Origin of the sequence: Micromonospora inositola, from assembly GCF_900090285.1 — a bacterium.
GTDB lineage: Bacteria > Actinomycetota > Actinomycetes > Mycobacteriales > Micromonosporaceae > Micromonospora > Micromonospora inositola.
This window is the reverse complement of the sequence record NZ_LT607754.1, coordinates 2,922,777-2,937,120: the sequence shown is the minus strand read 5'-3', so window position 1 is coordinate 2,937,120 and position 14,344 is coordinate 2,922,777. Positions and strand designations below refer to the sequence as shown.

Genomic DNA, 14,344 nt, shown 5'->3' with positions numbered 1-14,344 from the left:
GCGGGGTCATATCCACGCGCGGCGCACCCGACCGGGCCGGGGCCAGTACCGGACCACCACCCGGCCCCGGACGTCGGCCACCCCGTACGCCCGGGAGTCGTCGGCGACCAGGTCGTTGTCGCCGCGTAGCCACCAACCGCCGTCCTGCGGGCGGACCGCGCGCTTCACGACGAGCAGGTCGGGGCGGCTGCGGAAGACCGCCACCACCACGTCGCCCGGACGGACGGCCCGACCCCCGGTGCGCACCAGCACCGAGTCGCCGTGGCGCAGCGTCGGGAACATGGAGGGTCCGGTGACCAGCACGGTCACCAACGGGCCGCGCAGCTCGGGCGCGGCGGAGTCGTCTGGGGTGCGCATCGGGTTTCACCTCCCGCCCGCCGGGGAGCATGTCCAGGAGTAATGTCGGCTTGGATCATCGCAAACATCCCATGGAGGACCCTGATGCGCCTTCCTCGCATCCTTTCGCCCCGTGTGACCGCCAGCGCGCACTGCGACCTGCCGTGCGGCGTGTACGACCCGGCGCAGGCCCGGATCGAGGCCGAGTCGGTCAAAATGATCTGCGAGAAGTACCAGGCGAACACCGACCCCGAGTTCCGCACCCGGGCCATCATCATCAAGGAGCAGCGCGCCGAGCTGGTCAAGCACCACCTGTGGGTGCTGTGGACCGACTACTTCAAGCCGGCCCACTTCGAGAAGTACCCGAACCTGCACATGCTCTTCAACGAGGCCACCAAGCTCGCCGGCGCCAGCGGCGCCAAGGGCAGCGTCGACCCGGCCAAGGCCGACGGGCTGCTGCAGAAGATCGACGAGATCTCCAAGATCTTCTGGGAGACCAAGAAGGCGTGACCCTGGCCTCCCAGGCACCGACGATCCGGCCGGCGCGTCCCGAGGACGTGCCGGCCGTCGTCGCGATGGTGCACGAACTCGCCGAGTACGAGCGCGCCCCCGAGCAGTGCCACCTGACCGCCGAGCAGTTGACCGCCGCCCTGTTCGGGCCGGCCCCGGCGCTCTTCGGACACGTCGCGGTGGACGGCCGGGACGAGCCGCTCGGCTTCGCCCTCTGGTTCCTGAACTTCTCCACCTGGGAAGGCGTGCACGGCATCTACCTGGAGGACCTGTACGTGCGCCCGGCCGCCCGGGGCAGCGGCGCCGGTCGGCTGCTGCTGGCCACCCTCGCCGCGATCTGCGTCGAGCGGGGCTACCGCCGGCTCGAGTGGTGGATGATCAAGTGGAATCCGGCGGCCGGCTTCTACGCGTCCATCGGCGCGGTGCAGATGGACGAGTGGGTGCCGTACCGGCTCGCCGGCCCGGCGCTGTACGGCCTCGCCGCCCAGGCGACGGCCGTGCCCCCGCATCCGCACACCTGACCGGGTAGAGTCCCGCCCGGGGGGATGAGGCGTGACTCAACTGACCGGCCAGCCGACGACCGACGACGACGTGGTGCACCTCACCGTGCCCGCCGACGGCGGTTACCTCGGCGTACTCCGTACCGCCACGGCGGGTCTCGCGGCCCGCCTCCAGTTCGCCCTCGACGAGATCGAGGACCTGCGCATCGCCGTCGACGAGGCGTGCGCCATGCTGCTCGCCATCGCCACCCGGAACGCCGAGTTGGAGTGCCGCTTCGCGGTCACCGACGACGCGCTGACCGTCGAGGTGACCGTGCCGACCGTCCGGGGCGCCACGCTCCCGTCCGAGTCGTCCTTCGCCTGGAAGGTGCTCAGCGCGCTGACCACCTCGGCGGCCGCGAAGGCGGCCGACGGTCGGGCCACCATCTCGCTGCTCACCCGCCGCGCCGCCGGCTACTGACCCACCGCGCCCCGGACTCGCCCGGGCGGGTTGGCCGGGTGAACGGGCGGCGGTCAGTCGAAGCCGAGCGCCCGGTTGGTCGGCGGGCTGACCAGCAGGCCGGTGACGCCCAGGCCGAGGGCCATCAGCGGCAGGCCCAGCCAGCCCAACCCGCCCTGGATCATGTACCAGCCGATCGGCAGCAGCATGAGCTGAAGGACGATGGCCGGGGCCCGGGCGCCGCTCTTCCGGCGGGCCAACGCGCCGCCGAGGGCCCAGAGCGCCGCCGCTCCGGCGACCGCGAACGCCGTCACCAGCAGCGCCGAGGTGAGGTCGCTCGTGGCGGCGGTGAGGTCGGACCAGATCAGCCAGACCGCGACCAGGCCGAGCGCCACGGCCTCGGCGCGCAGCAGGCGTACCGCCCAACGGAGGGTGTCGGGGGTCGGCCCGGAGTCGATGGTCACGCGCGACACGATACCCGTGGGTAGGCGCGGTACAGTGCCGCCCATGCGGGCCGTCCTGGTGGTCAATCCGAAGGCCACCACCACCAGCGAACGCAGCCGGGACGTCCTGGTCCGGGCGCTGCGCAGCGAAGTCGACCTGTCGGTGCGGTACACCCGCCGACGGGGCCACGCCATGGACCTGGCCCGGGAGGCCGCCGAGGAGGGCGTCGACCTGGTGGTCACGCTTGGTGGCGACGGCACGGTCAACGAGGTGGTGAACGGCCTGATGGCGGCCGAGCCGCCGACGTTCCGGACCGGCGACACGCCGGCGGAGCGGCTGCCCGCGCTGGCCACCGTCCCCGGCGGCTCGACGAACGTCTTCGCCCGGGCGCTGGGACTGCCCCGGGAGTGGCCGGAGGGGACCAGCATGATCCTGGAGGGGCTGCGCCTGGGCCGTTCCCGGACGATCGGCCTGGGCCGGGCGGACGACCGGTACTTCACCTTCTGCGCCGGCTTCGGCATCGACGCCGCGGTGATCCACCGGGTCGAGCGGGCCCGGCGGAAGGGACGGGTCTCCACGCCCGGGCTCTACCTTCGGTCCACCGTCGGCCAGTACTTCTTCGCGTCGGACCGGCGGCATCCGGCGATCAGCCTGGAACGCCCGGGCGAGCAGGCGGAGAGCGGACTGGCGACGGTCATCATCCAGAACACCGCGCCGTGGACGTATCTGGGCGAGCGTGAGATCAACCCGAACCCGGAGGCCTCGTTCGACCTGGGCCTGGACGTGCTGGCGATGCGTCAACTCCGGGTCGCCAGCACGGCACGGACGGTGACCCAGTCCTTCTCCCGGAATCCCGGTCCCCGCGGCCGTCAGGTGCTGCAGCTGCACGACGCGGCGGAGTTCACCCTGCTCTCGGCCCGTCCGCAAGCTTTTCAGCTAGACGGGGACTACCTCGGGGAGCGGCAGAAAGTTAGATTCACATCCGTTCCGGCCGCACTGAGAGTAATCTGCTAGGTCTCGGGTACTCCCGTCGGTTGACGCGGTCACCCATCGCAGCGTCGCGGTGGCCGCCACACCGGAGAGGTAAGTGCCAGAAATGTCAGCAATGTCACGCGGACTGTACTATATTGATCCTCGACTGTGGTACGCCGGGTAACCAGAGCGCTCTGAAACCCGGACAAAAGGGTGGTGAGCTCGCTCACTGCTCGGAGTTTTTCCGAGCGTCACCCTTGACATCGCGACAGTTCGTGAAAGTATTCACAAGCGAACTTGTGTTACCGGGACATTGCCCTGGATATGCTCGGCAGGTTGAGCTGTTCCAGCAGGTCCAGGGGCCCGCAGCCTGCTCACGCAGTGCCGAATTGATGGACGCTGACCGTCACTGATCGGCATTGCGGATGCATATAGGAAAAGCACGAAGCGATATCTGCCACCCATCCAGAATGAGGAGTGTTGCCGCCATGGACTGGCGTCACCATGCTGTCTGCCGCGACGAGGACCCGGAGCTGTTCTTCCCGATCGGGACGTCCGGTCCGGCTCTCCTGCAGGTCGAGCAGGCCAAGGCCGTCTGCCGGCGCTGCTCCGTGACCGACGAGTGCCTGAAGTGGGCGCTCGAGTCCGGTCAGGACGCCGGCGTCTGGGGCGGGATGAGCGAAGAGGAGCGCCGTGCGGTCAAGCGCCGCGGCGGTCTCCGGGTGCTGCGCGCTCACTCCGCCTGACCAACCACACAGCTGCACGCACGCCCCGGCCGGGTCACCCCGCCGGGGCGTCTTGCTGTCCAAGGCCCGCACCCGCTCCTGCTACCCCGACACGGCCTCCGCCGACCGGGGCGGCGACGGTCGTCACAGCGGGCACCAGCCGGCCGGCCCGGCAAGGCGGCGCACCGGGTCACCGCGCCAATCGAAACTGACCGTCCGGAGCCGCGTCGACCCGACGCAGGACCAGGCCGGCGAGTTCCGGAATGTCGTTGAGCGGGTCTGCCGCCGCCAGCGCCCCGGCTTCGCGGGCCGCCGCCACCACGCTGTCGTGGAACAGACCCGGGGCCAGGAAGTAGGCGGCCACCGCGACCCGCCGGGCGCCGGCCCGGCGCAGCTTCGCCACCGCCCGGGCGGTCGCCGGCGGCGCCGCGGAGGCGTACGAGACCCGGCACGGCACGGCCAGTTCCGCACCGAGCGCCGCGGCGACCCGCCCCACCGAGGCACGGGCCCCTGGGTCCCGGGTGCCCGCCGCGGCCAGCACCAGGGCGTCGACGGGTCCCGGCTCTGCCTCGGCCAGCCGTCGGCGCAGCCCGGCCAGGAGTCCGGCGTCCACCACCCCGTCCGCCGGTCCCAGCACGTCGGTGATCCGGACGTCCATCGGCGGCCCCGACGACTCCCGTGCGGCGGCGACCGCCGCCGGGATGTCGACCTTCCGGTGGTACGCGGCGGTCAGCAGCAGCGGGACCAGCACCGCCCGGGGATGCCCCGCGGCAGCCAGGTCGCGCAGCACGCTGGTCGGTCCGGGCTCGGTGTGGTCCAGCCAGCTCGGCAGCACCGTGGTGCCGGGACGGGCCCCCGCGACGGCCCGGGCCAGCGCGCGGGTCGCCTCGGCGGCGCGGGGATCGCGGCTGCCGTGCGCGACCAGGACGACCGGAGCGGCCTCGACGACCGCCCCGGCGCCCGTCGAGGTCACACGTGCAGGCCGCACTCGGTCTTCTCGAACATGGCCCAGCGGCCCGCCCGCGGGTCCTCCCCCGCCTTGGTCCGGCGGGTGCAGGGCCAGCAGCCGATCGAGCCGTAGCCACGGCTGAACAGCTCGTTGACCGGGATGTCGTACCGGGAGATGTAGGCGTCCACGTCGCGCTGGGTCCAGGTCGCGATCGGGTTCACCTTGACCTTGCCGCGCCGGGCGTCGAAGGTCACCACCGGCGTGGTCGCCCGGGTCGGCGACTCGTCCCGGCGCAGCCCGGCGGCCCAGGCGTCGTACCCGGTCAGGGCCCGCTCCAGCGGCTCGACCTTGCGCAGCTGGCAGCAGTCGTCCGGGGACCTGTTGAACAGCCGCGGGCCGTACTGGCCGTCCTGCTGCCCGACGGTCATCCGGGGACGGATCGAGCGGACGTTCACCGGCAGCCGGCGGGCCACCTCGTCGCGGACCCGCAGCGTCTCCGGGAAGTGCAACCCGGTGTCCAGGAAGACCACGTCCACCCCGGGCGCGACCCGGGAGACCAGGTGCGCGAGCACCCCGTCCGCCATCGAGCTGGTCACGCAGAACCGGTCGCCGAAGGTCTCGGCGGCCCAGCGGGCGATCTCCAGCGCCGGGGCGCCCTCCAGCTCCCGCCCGGCCGTCTCGGCCAGCGCGCGCAGCTCCTCGGGGTCACGGCGGGCCGGGTCGGCCGGCGCCGGCCCGCCGATGCCGACCAGACCCAGGTTCGCGGCGGAGACCAGGCTCATCGGGCCACCCCCTTGCTGAGCAGGCCGGTGAACTTCACGGTGAAGACCCGGGCGCAGGCGTGGCACTCCCAGGCGCCGTGCCCGGCCTCGCTCGGCCGCAGGTCCTCCTCACCGCAGTACGGGCAGTACAGCGGCGCGGAACGGGCGTCACTCATCGCAACTCCTCCTCGTCGACCCTGATCACCCAGTTGGCGAACGTCTCACCCGCGGTCCGGCCGGCCAGGTAGCGGCGGGCCAGCCGTTCCACGTACTCCGGAAGCTCCTCGGCGGTGGTCTTCAGGCCGCGCAGCTTGCGGCCGAAGCCGGCGGTCTGCCCCTGGACCATGCCGAGGCCACCGCCCAGGTGCACCTGGAAGCCCTCCACCTGGCGGCCGTCCGGACCGACCACCAGCTGGCCCTTCAGGCCGATGTCGGCGACCTGGGTCCGGGCGCAGGCGTTCGGGCAGCCGTTGAGGTGGATGGAGATGTCGGCGTCGAAGTCGCGCAGCCGCTCCTCCAACCGGGCCACCAGTTCCTCACCGCGGGCCTTGGTCTCGACGATGGCGAGCTTGCAGAACTCGATGCCGGTGCAGGCCATCGTGCCGCGCCGCCAGGCCGACGGCCGGGCCGCCAGGCCGATCCCGCGCAGCGCCGCGACCAGGGACTCCGTCCGCTCCGGCGCCACGTCGAGGACCAGCAGCTTCTGGTACGGGGTGAGCCGCACCCGGTCGCTGCCGTGCGCCTCGACCACGTCGGCCAGCTCGGCGAGCTGCCCGCCGGAGACCCGACCCACCACCGGGGCCGCCCCGACGTAGTTGCGCCCGTCGCGCTGCCGGTGCACGCCGATGTGGTCGACCGGCTTGTCGGGCAGCTCCGGCGCGGGACCGTCGAGCAGGGTCCGGCCCAGGTACTCCTTCTCCAGCACCTCGCGGAACTTCTCCACGCCCCAGTCGGCGACCAGGAACTTCAGCCGGGCCCGGTTGCGCAGCCGGCGGTAACCGTAGTCGCGGAAGATGCCCACCACGCCGGCCCAGATGTCCGGCACCTCGGCCAGCGGCACCCAGACGCCGAGCCGCTTCGCCAGCATCGGGTTGGTGGAGAGGCCGCCGCCGACCCAGACGTCGAAGCCGGGACCGTGCTCCGGGTGGTCCACACCGAGGAAGGCGATGTCGTTCGCCTCGTACGGGGTGTCGACCAGCCAGGAGATCGAGGTCTTGAACTTCCGCGGCAGGTTGGAGAACTGCTTGTCGCCGACGTACCGGCTCACGATCTCGTCGATCGCCGGGGTCGGGTCGACCAGCTCGGCCTCGGCCACCCCGGCGACCGGGCTGCCGAGCACGACGCGCGGGCAGTCACCGCACGCCTCGGTGGTCTGCAGGCCGACCGCCTCCAGCCGGCGCCAGATCTCCGGCATGTCCTCCACCCGGATCCAGTGGAACTGGATGTTCTGCCGGTCGGTGATGTCGGCGGTGTCCCGGGCGAACTCCCGGGAGATGTCGGCGATGACCCGGAGCTGGGCCAGGTTGAGCTGGCCGCCGTCGACCCGGACCCGGAGCATGAAGAACTCGTCCTCCAGCTCGTGCGGCTCCAGCACGGCGGTCCGCCCACCGTCGATGCCGGCCTTGCGCTGGGTGTAGAGGCCCCACCAGCGGAACCGGCCGCGCAGGTCCTGCGGGTCGATCGAGGCGAAGCCCCGGTGGGCGTAGATGGTCTCGATCCGGGCCCGGACGTTCAGCGGGTCGTCGTCCTTCTTGATCCGCTCGTTGGCGTTGAGCGGCTCGCGGTGACCGAGCGCCCACTGCCCCTCCCCGCGCGGACGGCGGGGGGCCCGGCCGGCGGGGGCCGCCGGGGCCTCGGGCCGGGTCGGGGTGCTGCTGACCGCCATCGCGGCGTCCTCCGTTGTCTGCTGTGCCTGGACGCGGACGCGGCGGCCGGCCCTGAGGAGGGCCGTGGACGGCGATGTCTTCGACGGCCGGCGCGGAACGCGCCCGAGACGGATGGGTCGGGCGTCGTCAGTGGGCCGGACAGATCGCGCTGCGCACGCGGCCGTAGTCGACGTGGCGACGGGCCACGAAGCGGCGGACGACAGCGGCGGTCATGGGCCCCATGCTCCCATACCCCCGGTTGACCGGCCAATGACCGCGTGTGTGATCCCACATCACGGACCGGATCACCGTCCCGACGTGCCCCACCCGCGAATCGGCGGACCAGCCCGACGGGCCGTCCTGCTGTGTGACGCTGCGACATGTGACCGCACCTTCGGAGCCGAGACGGGCCAGAGGCGCGGCCGCTCCGGCCCGGAGCTACCCACGGTGGCTGGCCTGGCTGGCGCCGATGCTGCTCACGCTGGTGGTCACCCTCACGGGGGTGAGCCGCGCGCAGCTGTGGCGGGACGAGCTGGCGACCTGGAGCGCAGCGACCCGGCCGGTCGGCGACCTGGTCCGGCTGGCCGGCACCATCGACGCCGCCACCGGGCCGTACTACCTGCTCATGCACGGCTGGATCGCGCTGTTCGGCGACTCGACGACCGCGCTGCGGCTGCCGTCCGTGCTGGCCATGGCGGGCGCCGCGGGGCTGACCGCCCGGCTCGGCGAACGGCTGGTCGACGCCCGGGTCGGGTTACTGGCGGGGCTGCTCTTCGCCGTCCTTCCCGGCACCTCCCGGTACGCCCAGGAAGCCCGCCCGTACGCGCTGGCCACGCTCCTCGCCGTGCTCGCCACGCTGCTGCTGGTCGAGGCGCTACGCCGCCCGTCGTGGGCCCGCTGGGCGGGCTACGCAGCCGCCGTCGCGGGGTTGGGCCTGACCCACCTCATCGCACTCACCCTGCTCGCCGCGCACGCCGTCGCGGTGCTGCTGGTCCGGTGGCGCGACCCGACAGCCGCCGGTCTCGACGCTCCGCCGGGTGGCGCCGGCCGGCCCATCGACGACCGGTCGGCCGGCGGGGGACCGGACGACGAACGACCGGACAGTGAGCGGCGGACCGGCGAACGACCCGGCGACGAACGAACGGGCGGCGCGCGGCAGGCGCGTCGCCGTGTCCTGTGGCGGTGGCTGGTGGCGTTGGCGCCGGCCGTACTGCTGGTCAGCCCGCTGGTGCTGGTGGCCCGGGGGCAGCGGTCCCGGCAGCTCGACTGGGTGGACCCGGCGCGGCTCACCGACCTGCCGGCGCTGCCCGGTGGGGTGGCGCAGAGCGGCGCGGTGGGCGGCCTGCTGCTCGGTCTCGCCGCGCTGGGCGCCGGACGGCTCGTCCGGCGGGCGCTGCTGCCGGCGGCCTGTGTGCTGCTGCCGGTGCTGCTGGTCTTCGCCGCGGGGCTGGTCGTACCGCTGTGGGTGCCGCGCTACCTGGTCTTCACCGTGCCGTTCGGCTGCCTGCTGGCCGGCGCGGCCCTGGCCGGCGTACGGCTGGCGCCGGCGCTCGCCGTGGTGGTGCTGGCCGGGGTGCTCGGCCTGCCCGATCAGGCGGCGTTGCGCCGCACCCACGAATGGCCGCGCAGCGCCACCGTCGACTACCGGGGGGTGGCCCGGGTGATCGCCGACCATGAGCAGCCCGGCGACGTCATCGTCTTCTCCCCCCGGGACAGTTGGCTCTTCCTCGACCTCGGCACCGCGTACCACCTGGGGTCGCGGCAGCCCCGGGACGTGCTGGTGGTCCGCGACCAGCGGCAGCGCGCGGACCTCTGGGCCGGCGAGTGCGAGCGGCCGGCGGAGTGCCTGGCCGGCGCGCGCCGGGTCTGGCTGGTGGTCGCCGGGCGGCGCAGCGATCCGGTGGCGACCGTGCCGGGGGCGAAGGGCGCGGCGCTGCGGGACGGCTTCATCGTCCGCCAGGTCTGGCCGCGTCCCGGCCTCACCGTCGCCCTGCTCGCCCGATGATCCCCGCCGTGCCCGCAGGCGGCCCCGCCGCCGCTGCCCACCGGCAAGCCCGCAAACATCCCGAAGTTGCCCGACTTCCCCGGCTCGGCGCGGCGCGGTCCGCAGGGGCCGGGAACGCGGGGAGTCAGGGGGCGAGGCGGTCGGCGGAGCCGCGGGCGAGGGGGACGACCAGGACGGCCTCGGTGCCGCCGGTGGCGCCGTTGCGCAGCTCGATGGTGCCGCGGAGTTCGCCGGTCACCAGCGCCCGGACGATCTGCAGGCCGAGCTTGCCGCCGCGTTCGGCGTCGAACTGCTCGGGCAGGCCCCGACCGTTGTCGGCGACCGAGACGTGCAGCTGCTTGCGGAACCGGTGCGCCGAGACCACCACCTCGGGCTTCCCGTCCCCGTCGACGGCGGCCGCGCCCTCCTGTCCGGCGGGCGGGAAGCCGTGCTCGACGGCGTTGAGCAGCAGCTCGTTGAGGACCATCACCAGCGAGGTGGCGATCTCGGCGGGCAGCACGCCGAAGCTGCCCTTGCGGCGCATGCCGACCGTCACCTCGGTCGCCGCGACCTCGGTCGCCGCGCTGGCCACCCGGTCGACGATGCCGTCGAACTCGACCGCCTCGTCGCTGGACATGGAGAGCGTCTCGTGCACCAGGGCGATCGAGGCGACCCGGCGGACCGACTCCTCCAGGGCGACCCGGGCCTCGGGCATGGACACCCGGCGGGCCTGGAGGCGGAGCAGCGCGGCCACGGTCTGCAGGTTGTTCTTCACCCGGTGGTGGATCTCCCGGATGGTGGCGTCCTTGGTGATCAGGGCGCGGTCGCGGCGGCGCACCTCGGTGATGTCGCGGACCAGCACCAGGGCGCCGATCGGCACGCCGGCCGGCATCAGCGGCAGGGCCCGGGTGAGCATGGTGGCGCCCCGGGCGTCGATCTCCCGCCGGGGCGGGGCCTCGCCGCGCAGCGCGGCCAGCACGGCGTTGCCGGCGTCGGTGCCTTCGAGCGGGTCACCGGCCAGCCGGCGGTGCAGCTTGGCCAGGTCCTCACCCACCAGGTGGGAGGCGTAGCCCAACCGCCGGTACGCGGACTGCGCGTTCGGGCTGGCGTAGGTGACCTTGCCGTTGGCGTCCAGCCGGACGAGGCCGTCGCCGACCCGGGGCGCGGAGGTGGTCTCGCCGGGGTGCCGGGGCGGCGGAAACGTTCCGTCGGCGATCATCTGGGCCAGGTCGTCGGCGGTGGTCAGGTAGTTCAGTTCGAGCTGGCTGGGCGTGCGGGCGGTGGAGAGGTTGGTGTCCCGGCCGACCACGGCGACCACCTCGCCGGCCTCCCCGTCGGCGGTGCGCAGCCGGACCGGGATCGCCTCGTGCCGGGCGGGCACGTCGCCGTACCAGACCGGATCGCCCTCCCGCCAGATCCGGCCCTGCCGGTGGGCGACCTCCAGGTGCGCCACCTCCGGCCCGCCGACGATCCGCCCCACCTGGTCGTCCAGGTAGGCGGTGGGGGCGGTCGTCGGGCGGACCTGGGCGACGCAGAGGAACGTCCCGTCGCCGTCCACCGGCACCCAGAGCAGCAGGTCGGCGAAGGAGAGGTCGGACAGCAGCTGCCAGTCCCCCGCGATCCGGTGCAGGTGGTCGATGTCGGCCGGGCGGAGCTGGGTGTGCTCCTCGGCGAGGTCGCGCAGCGTGGACACGAGACCCAGCGTGCCACGCCGCGGGTCACATCGTCGTGGTGACCTTCTTCAGCCCGCGCGGAGCGTCCGGGTCCTCGCCGCGGGCCAGCGCCAGAGCCAGGGCGAGCCGCTGCAACGGGAGGATGTCCAGCAGCGGGGCGTACCGCTCGTCGACCTCAGGGACGGCCATCCGGGTGGCCCCCTCGACGTCGGCGGAGCCGACCACCAGCACGTCGGCGCGGCGCTCGCCGAGCCGGGGCAGCACCTCCCCCATCGACCGCCCGCCGGGGCCGGAGCCGACGACGGCGAGCACCGGGACGTCCGGATCGGTCATGGCCAGGGGGCCGTGCAGCAGGTCGGCGCCGGAGAAGGCGAGCGCCGGCAGGTACGAGGTCTCCATCAGCTTCAGCGCCGCCTCCCGGGCGGTCGGGTACGCGTACCCCCGGCCGGTGGTGACGAGCTGGGCGGCGAACCGGTAGCGCGGGGCGAGCTGGGCCGGGGTGGGATCGGCGAGGGTGCGCTCGGCCAGCTCGGGCAGGGCGGCGAGGGCGGCCCGCTCCTCGGCCGGCAGCATCCCGTCGCCGGCGCGTACCCCCTCGACCAGCATCAGCAGCGCGAGCAGCTCGGCGGTGTACGTCTTGGTGGCGGCGACCGCCCGCTCGTGCCCGGCGGCGATGTCGACGGCGAGCTCGGCGGTCTCCACCAGCGGGGAGTCGGGCGCGTTGGTGACGGCGAGGGTGAGCGCGCCCGAGGCCCGGGCCACCCGGAGCACCTCGGCCAGGTCGGGCGAGCCGCCGCTCTGGCTGACCCCGACGACCAGGGCGTCGGAGAGGTCGGGCCGGGCGCCGTAGACGGTGATCGCGCTGGGCGAGGCGAGGCCGGCGGGGAGGCCCAGCCGGATCTCGGCCAGGTACGCCGCGTAGAGGGCTGCGTGATCGGAGGTGCCGCGGGCGGTGAAGACCACGTGCCGGGGGCGGCGCTCGGCGATCACCGCCGCCACCCGGGCGATCGCCCCGGCGTGGTCGGCGGAGAGCAGGCGGTCGTAGCCGGCCGGCTGCTCGTCGATGTCGGCCGCCATGCCGGCGCCTGGACGGGTCACGGAGAACTCCCCTCTGCGCGATTGTCGCGCGATCGGTGCTCAGTCTTGCATCTTTGCGCCCATACGAGCAACGCAACGAGCAGCAATGCGCAGTGGATCACCAAATCAACGCACCATCCCCTAGGCTTGCCCGACTGGCGAACCGACTCAGGCGAGAGGACGACGTGCCCGAGGGAACGGACGACCCTGCGCTCTCCGCGGAGGGGGAACTCGCGCTCGCCCGGCTGGCGCTGGGCGACGGGGATCTCCAGCACGCCGCCGCCCACGTCGCCGCCGCCCTCGTCCAGGCCCCCACGCTGCCCGAGGTGCACGAGACCCTGGCCCGGGTCGCCGCGGCCAGCGGCGGCGACCTGGATCTCTTCCCGCTGGGGCACCACGCATTCGTCGGCGCGGTGGTGGCCCGCGCACACCTGCTCGCCGCCGCCGGGCGGCCGGCCGAAGGACTCGACCTGCTGGCCGCGGCCACCGGCTACGCGCCCGGCGCCGACTGGGCGGGCGTGCCCTGGGTGACCGCCCCTGAGCTGCCCGAACGCCTCGAACCCGAGCGGATCGCCCGGATCCTCATGCAGATCTGCGCGGCGGCGCCCGACCCGGTGCCCCGGCGCCTCCGCGACCCGCTGCGGCCGTACCTCACGCTGGCCCGCAACGCGGTCACCGCGCACCCCGGGCACGCGCTGCTGCTGGGCGCGGCGTCCGCGCTGGCCCGGCGGATCGGCGAGGTCGCCCTCGCCGTCACCTGGGCCGCCCGGGGGGTACGCGCGGAGCCGACCAAACTCGGCGAGGTCTGGCTCGGGTACGCGTACCGCAGCGCCGGCCAGACCCGCGACGCCCTGGCCGCGCTCGGCCGCGCCGTCGAACACGACCCCGACGACCTCGCGGTCTACGCCGACATCGCCGGCACCCTCGCCGACACCGGCCGGCTCGACGAGGCGCTCGGCTGGATCGACCGGGCCCTCGCGCGCGACCCCACCTTCGACTGCGCCGTGCACACCGCGCACCGGCTGCGCTTCCAGCGCGACGGGGACGTGGCGCACCTGGTGGCCCTCGCGGACTTCGTCCGGGATCATCCCGACGACAGCCACGAGCACGCGGACCTCGCCGAGTGCTGCCGCAGCCGCCCCTGGCTGGGCCAGGTCACCCCGGCCGGCGGGCCGATGCTGGACGCGCTGCGGCAGGCCCTCGCCGCCGAGGGCGCCGCCCGGCTCGCCGTACGGCTGGACGCACTGGAGCCGCCCAGCGCGATGCGTACCGTCGCGGCGGCCGTGCCCGGCCTCGACGTCGAGGTGGCCGAGGTGACCGACCCGGACCCCCGCCAGCCCCGCCGCGCCACCACCTGCCAGCTCTGGCGGTACGACGGCGCCATCGCCGCGCCCACCCTGCCGGTCCCGTCGACCGAGGCCGCGGAACGCATCCGGCAGCTCGCCCACCCGGCGTGGCCGCACCCGCCGGCCGCGTACGACGCCGCGGTCGGGCTGGCCACCCTGGAGCTGACCGACCTGCTCGGCCTGCTGGTGCACCCGCCGGAGACGCCGCCGACCGCGCTGGGCCGGGTGCTCGCCGGCCAGGACCCCTCGCTCTGGGTGCGCTGCGTGCAGGTCTGGGCCTGCCTCGGCCTGCTGCACCACCGCACCGACGAGCCGTGGGCGGAGTCCACCCGGCGACGGGTGCTGCTGGAGCTGGTCTGGGGCGTGGAGGACTGGATCACCGAGGCGGCGCTGTTCGCCCTGGTCACCGCCGCCTGGGTCGACCCCGCGGTACGCCCCGACGTGGCTCGGGCGGTGGCCGAACGCCTCGCCGACGTGGCGGCCGTGTCCCGCGAACGCCGGGTGCCGATCGCCGCCTCCGTGGCCCACCTGGCCCTCGCCACCCCGGCGCTGGACGAGCCGACCACGGCCCTGGCCCGGGAGCTGATCTCCGGCGCGGCCGGTGAGACGCGTCGCCCCGGCGCCCTGCGCCGCCTCTGGCGCCGCCTCACCGGCGCCTTCCGCCGCCCCTGACCCGCCCCACCACCCGCCCGCCCGTCGAGGCGGTCGGGCCCGGAAATGCGGCGCGGCCACGCCGTACCCCGCATCGGGGTCGGCGTGGCCG

The 14,344-nt window shown here is 74.2% G+C and carries 15 protein-coding genes; 7 read left to right on the top strand and 8 right to left on the bottom strand.

Going from position 1 to position 14,344, the window contains the following annotated elements; translation table 11 throughout:
• Positions 1 to 6: 6 nt before the first annotated feature.
• On the bottom strand, positions 7 to 357 hold the full coding sequence (locus GA0070613_RS14150; protein ID WP_089012730.1) for a S24/S26 family peptidase: 351 nt from the start codon (positions 355 to 357) through the stop codon (positions 7 to 9).
• An 84-nt stretch (positions 358 to 441) separates the two neighbouring features.
• On the opposite strand from GA0070613_RS14150, the gene sodN reads away from it, so the two are divergent.
• The 3 genes from sodN (at position 442) to GA0070613_RS14135 (ending at position 1,806) form a co-directional block, all read left to right on the top strand.
• Positions 442 to 846 carry a superoxide dismutase, Ni gene (gene sodN / locus GA0070613_RS14145; protein ID WP_089012729.1) on the top strand — a complete coding sequence of 135 codons (405 nt, stop codon included), beginning with the start codon at positions 442 to 444 and terminating at the stop codon, positions 844 to 846.
• A 65-nt stretch (positions 847 to 911) separates the two neighbouring features.
• Entirely contained in the window at positions 912 to 1,367 is a 456-nt protein-coding gene (locus GA0070613_RS14140) for a GNAT family N-acetyltransferase (protein ID WP_089015937.1), read from the top strand.
• A gap of 31 nt (positions 1,368 to 1,398) precedes the next feature.
• Positions 1,399 to 1,806, top strand: a complete 408-nt coding sequence (locus tag GA0070613_RS14135) for an ATP-binding protein (RefSeq protein WP_089012728.1) — start codon at positions 1,399 to 1,401, stop codon at positions 1,804 to 1,806.
• 53 nt (positions 1,807 to 1,859) lie between these two features.
• Here GA0070613_RS14135 and GA0070613_RS14130 read toward each other — a convergent pair whose 3' ends face one another.
• Positions 1,860 to 2,294, bottom strand: a complete 435-nt coding sequence (locus GA0070613_RS14130) for a hypothetical protein (RefSeq protein ID WP_231929776.1) — start codon at positions 2,292 to 2,294, stop codon at positions 1,860 to 1,862.
• On the opposite strand from GA0070613_RS14130, the gene GA0070613_RS14125 reads away from it, so the two are divergent.
• Both GA0070613_RS14125 and GA0070613_RS14120 read left to right on the top strand, forming a co-directional pair.
• Positions 2,293 to 3,243 (top strand): diacylglycerol/lipid kinase family protein, encoded by a 951-nt coding sequence (locus GA0070613_RS14125; protein WP_089012726.1) that lies wholly within the window; start codon positions 2,293 to 2,295, stop codon positions 3,241 to 3,243. The genes GA0070613_RS14130 and GA0070613_RS14125 overlap by 2 nt on opposite strands.
• Before the next feature lie 446 nt (positions 3,244 to 3,689).
• Positions 3,690 to 3,947, top strand: a complete 258-nt coding sequence (locus GA0070613_RS14120) for a WhiB family transcriptional regulator (RefSeq protein ID WP_089012725.1) — start codon at positions 3,690 to 3,692, stop codon at positions 3,945 to 3,947.
• A 169-nt stretch (positions 3,948 to 4,116) separates the two neighbouring features.
• On the opposite strand, the gene GA0070613_RS14115 is transcribed toward GA0070613_RS14120, so the two are convergent.
• From GA0070613_RS14115 to GA0070613_RS14105, 4 genes are read right to left on the bottom strand one after another with little or no spacing between them, the layout of a single operon-like run.
• The gene (locus GA0070613_RS14115; RefSeq protein WP_089012724.1) at positions 4,117 to 4,914 is read right to left on the bottom strand and encodes a sirohydrochlorin chelatase; all 798 of its coding nucleotides are present in this window, start codon (positions 4,912 to 4,914) and stop codon (positions 4,117 to 4,119) included.
• Positions 4,896 to 5,657 carry a phosphoadenylyl-sulfate reductase gene (locus GA0070613_RS14110; RefSeq protein ID WP_089012723.1) on the bottom strand — a complete coding sequence of 254 codons (762 nt, stop codon included), beginning with the start codon at positions 5,655 to 5,657 and terminating at the stop codon, positions 4,896 to 4,898. The genes GA0070613_RS14115 and GA0070613_RS14110 overlap by 19 nt, the downstream gene beginning before the upstream one ends.
• Positions 5,654 to 5,812: an IS1 family transposase gene (locus tag GA0070613_RS32755; RefSeq protein WP_172875817.1), complete on the bottom strand. Its 159-nt coding sequence runs from the start codon at positions 5,810 to 5,812 to the stop codon at positions 5,654 to 5,656. Before GA0070613_RS32755 ends, GA0070613_RS14110 begins: the two co-directional genes overlap by 4 nt.
• On the bottom strand, positions 5,809 to 7,521 hold the full coding sequence (locus GA0070613_RS14105; protein ID WP_089012722.1) for a nitrite/sulfite reductase: 1,713 nt from the start codon (positions 7,519 to 7,521) through the stop codon (positions 5,809 to 5,811). Before GA0070613_RS14105 ends, GA0070613_RS32755 begins: the two co-directional genes overlap by 4 nt.
• A 449-nt stretch (positions 7,522 to 7,970) precedes the next feature.
• Here GA0070613_RS14105 and GA0070613_RS14095 point away from each other — a divergent pair, with 449 nt between their 5' ends.
• Positions 7,971 to 9,506: a glycosyltransferase family 39 protein gene (locus tag GA0070613_RS14095; RefSeq protein WP_089012720.1), complete on the top strand. Its 1,536-nt coding sequence runs from the start codon at positions 7,971 to 7,973 to the stop codon at positions 9,504 to 9,506.
• Positions 9,507 to 9,630: 124 nt separating this feature from the next.
• On the opposite strand, the gene GA0070613_RS14090 is transcribed toward GA0070613_RS14095, so the two are convergent.
• Positions 9,631 to 11,178 carry a sensor histidine kinase gene (locus tag GA0070613_RS14090; RefSeq protein WP_089012719.1) on the bottom strand — a complete coding sequence of 516 codons (1,548 nt, stop codon included), beginning with the start codon at positions 11,176 to 11,178 and terminating at the stop codon, positions 9,631 to 9,633.
• Positions 11,179 to 11,203: 25 nt separating this feature from the next.
• Positions 11,204 to 12,235, bottom strand: a complete 1,032-nt coding sequence (locus GA0070613_RS14085; protein WP_089012718.1) for an SIS domain-containing protein — start codon at positions 12,233 to 12,235, stop codon at positions 11,204 to 11,206.
• A 185-nt stretch (positions 12,236 to 12,420) separates the two neighbouring features.
• Here GA0070613_RS14085 and GA0070613_RS14080 point away from each other — a divergent pair, with 185 nt between their 5' ends.
• Complete coding sequence (locus GA0070613_RS14080; protein ID WP_089012717.1) at positions 12,421 to 14,253, top strand: tetratricopeptide repeat protein; 1,833 nt, start codon at positions 12,421 to 12,423, stop codon at positions 14,251 to 14,253.
• The last annotated feature ends 91 nt before the right edge of the window (positions 14,254 to 14,344 follow it).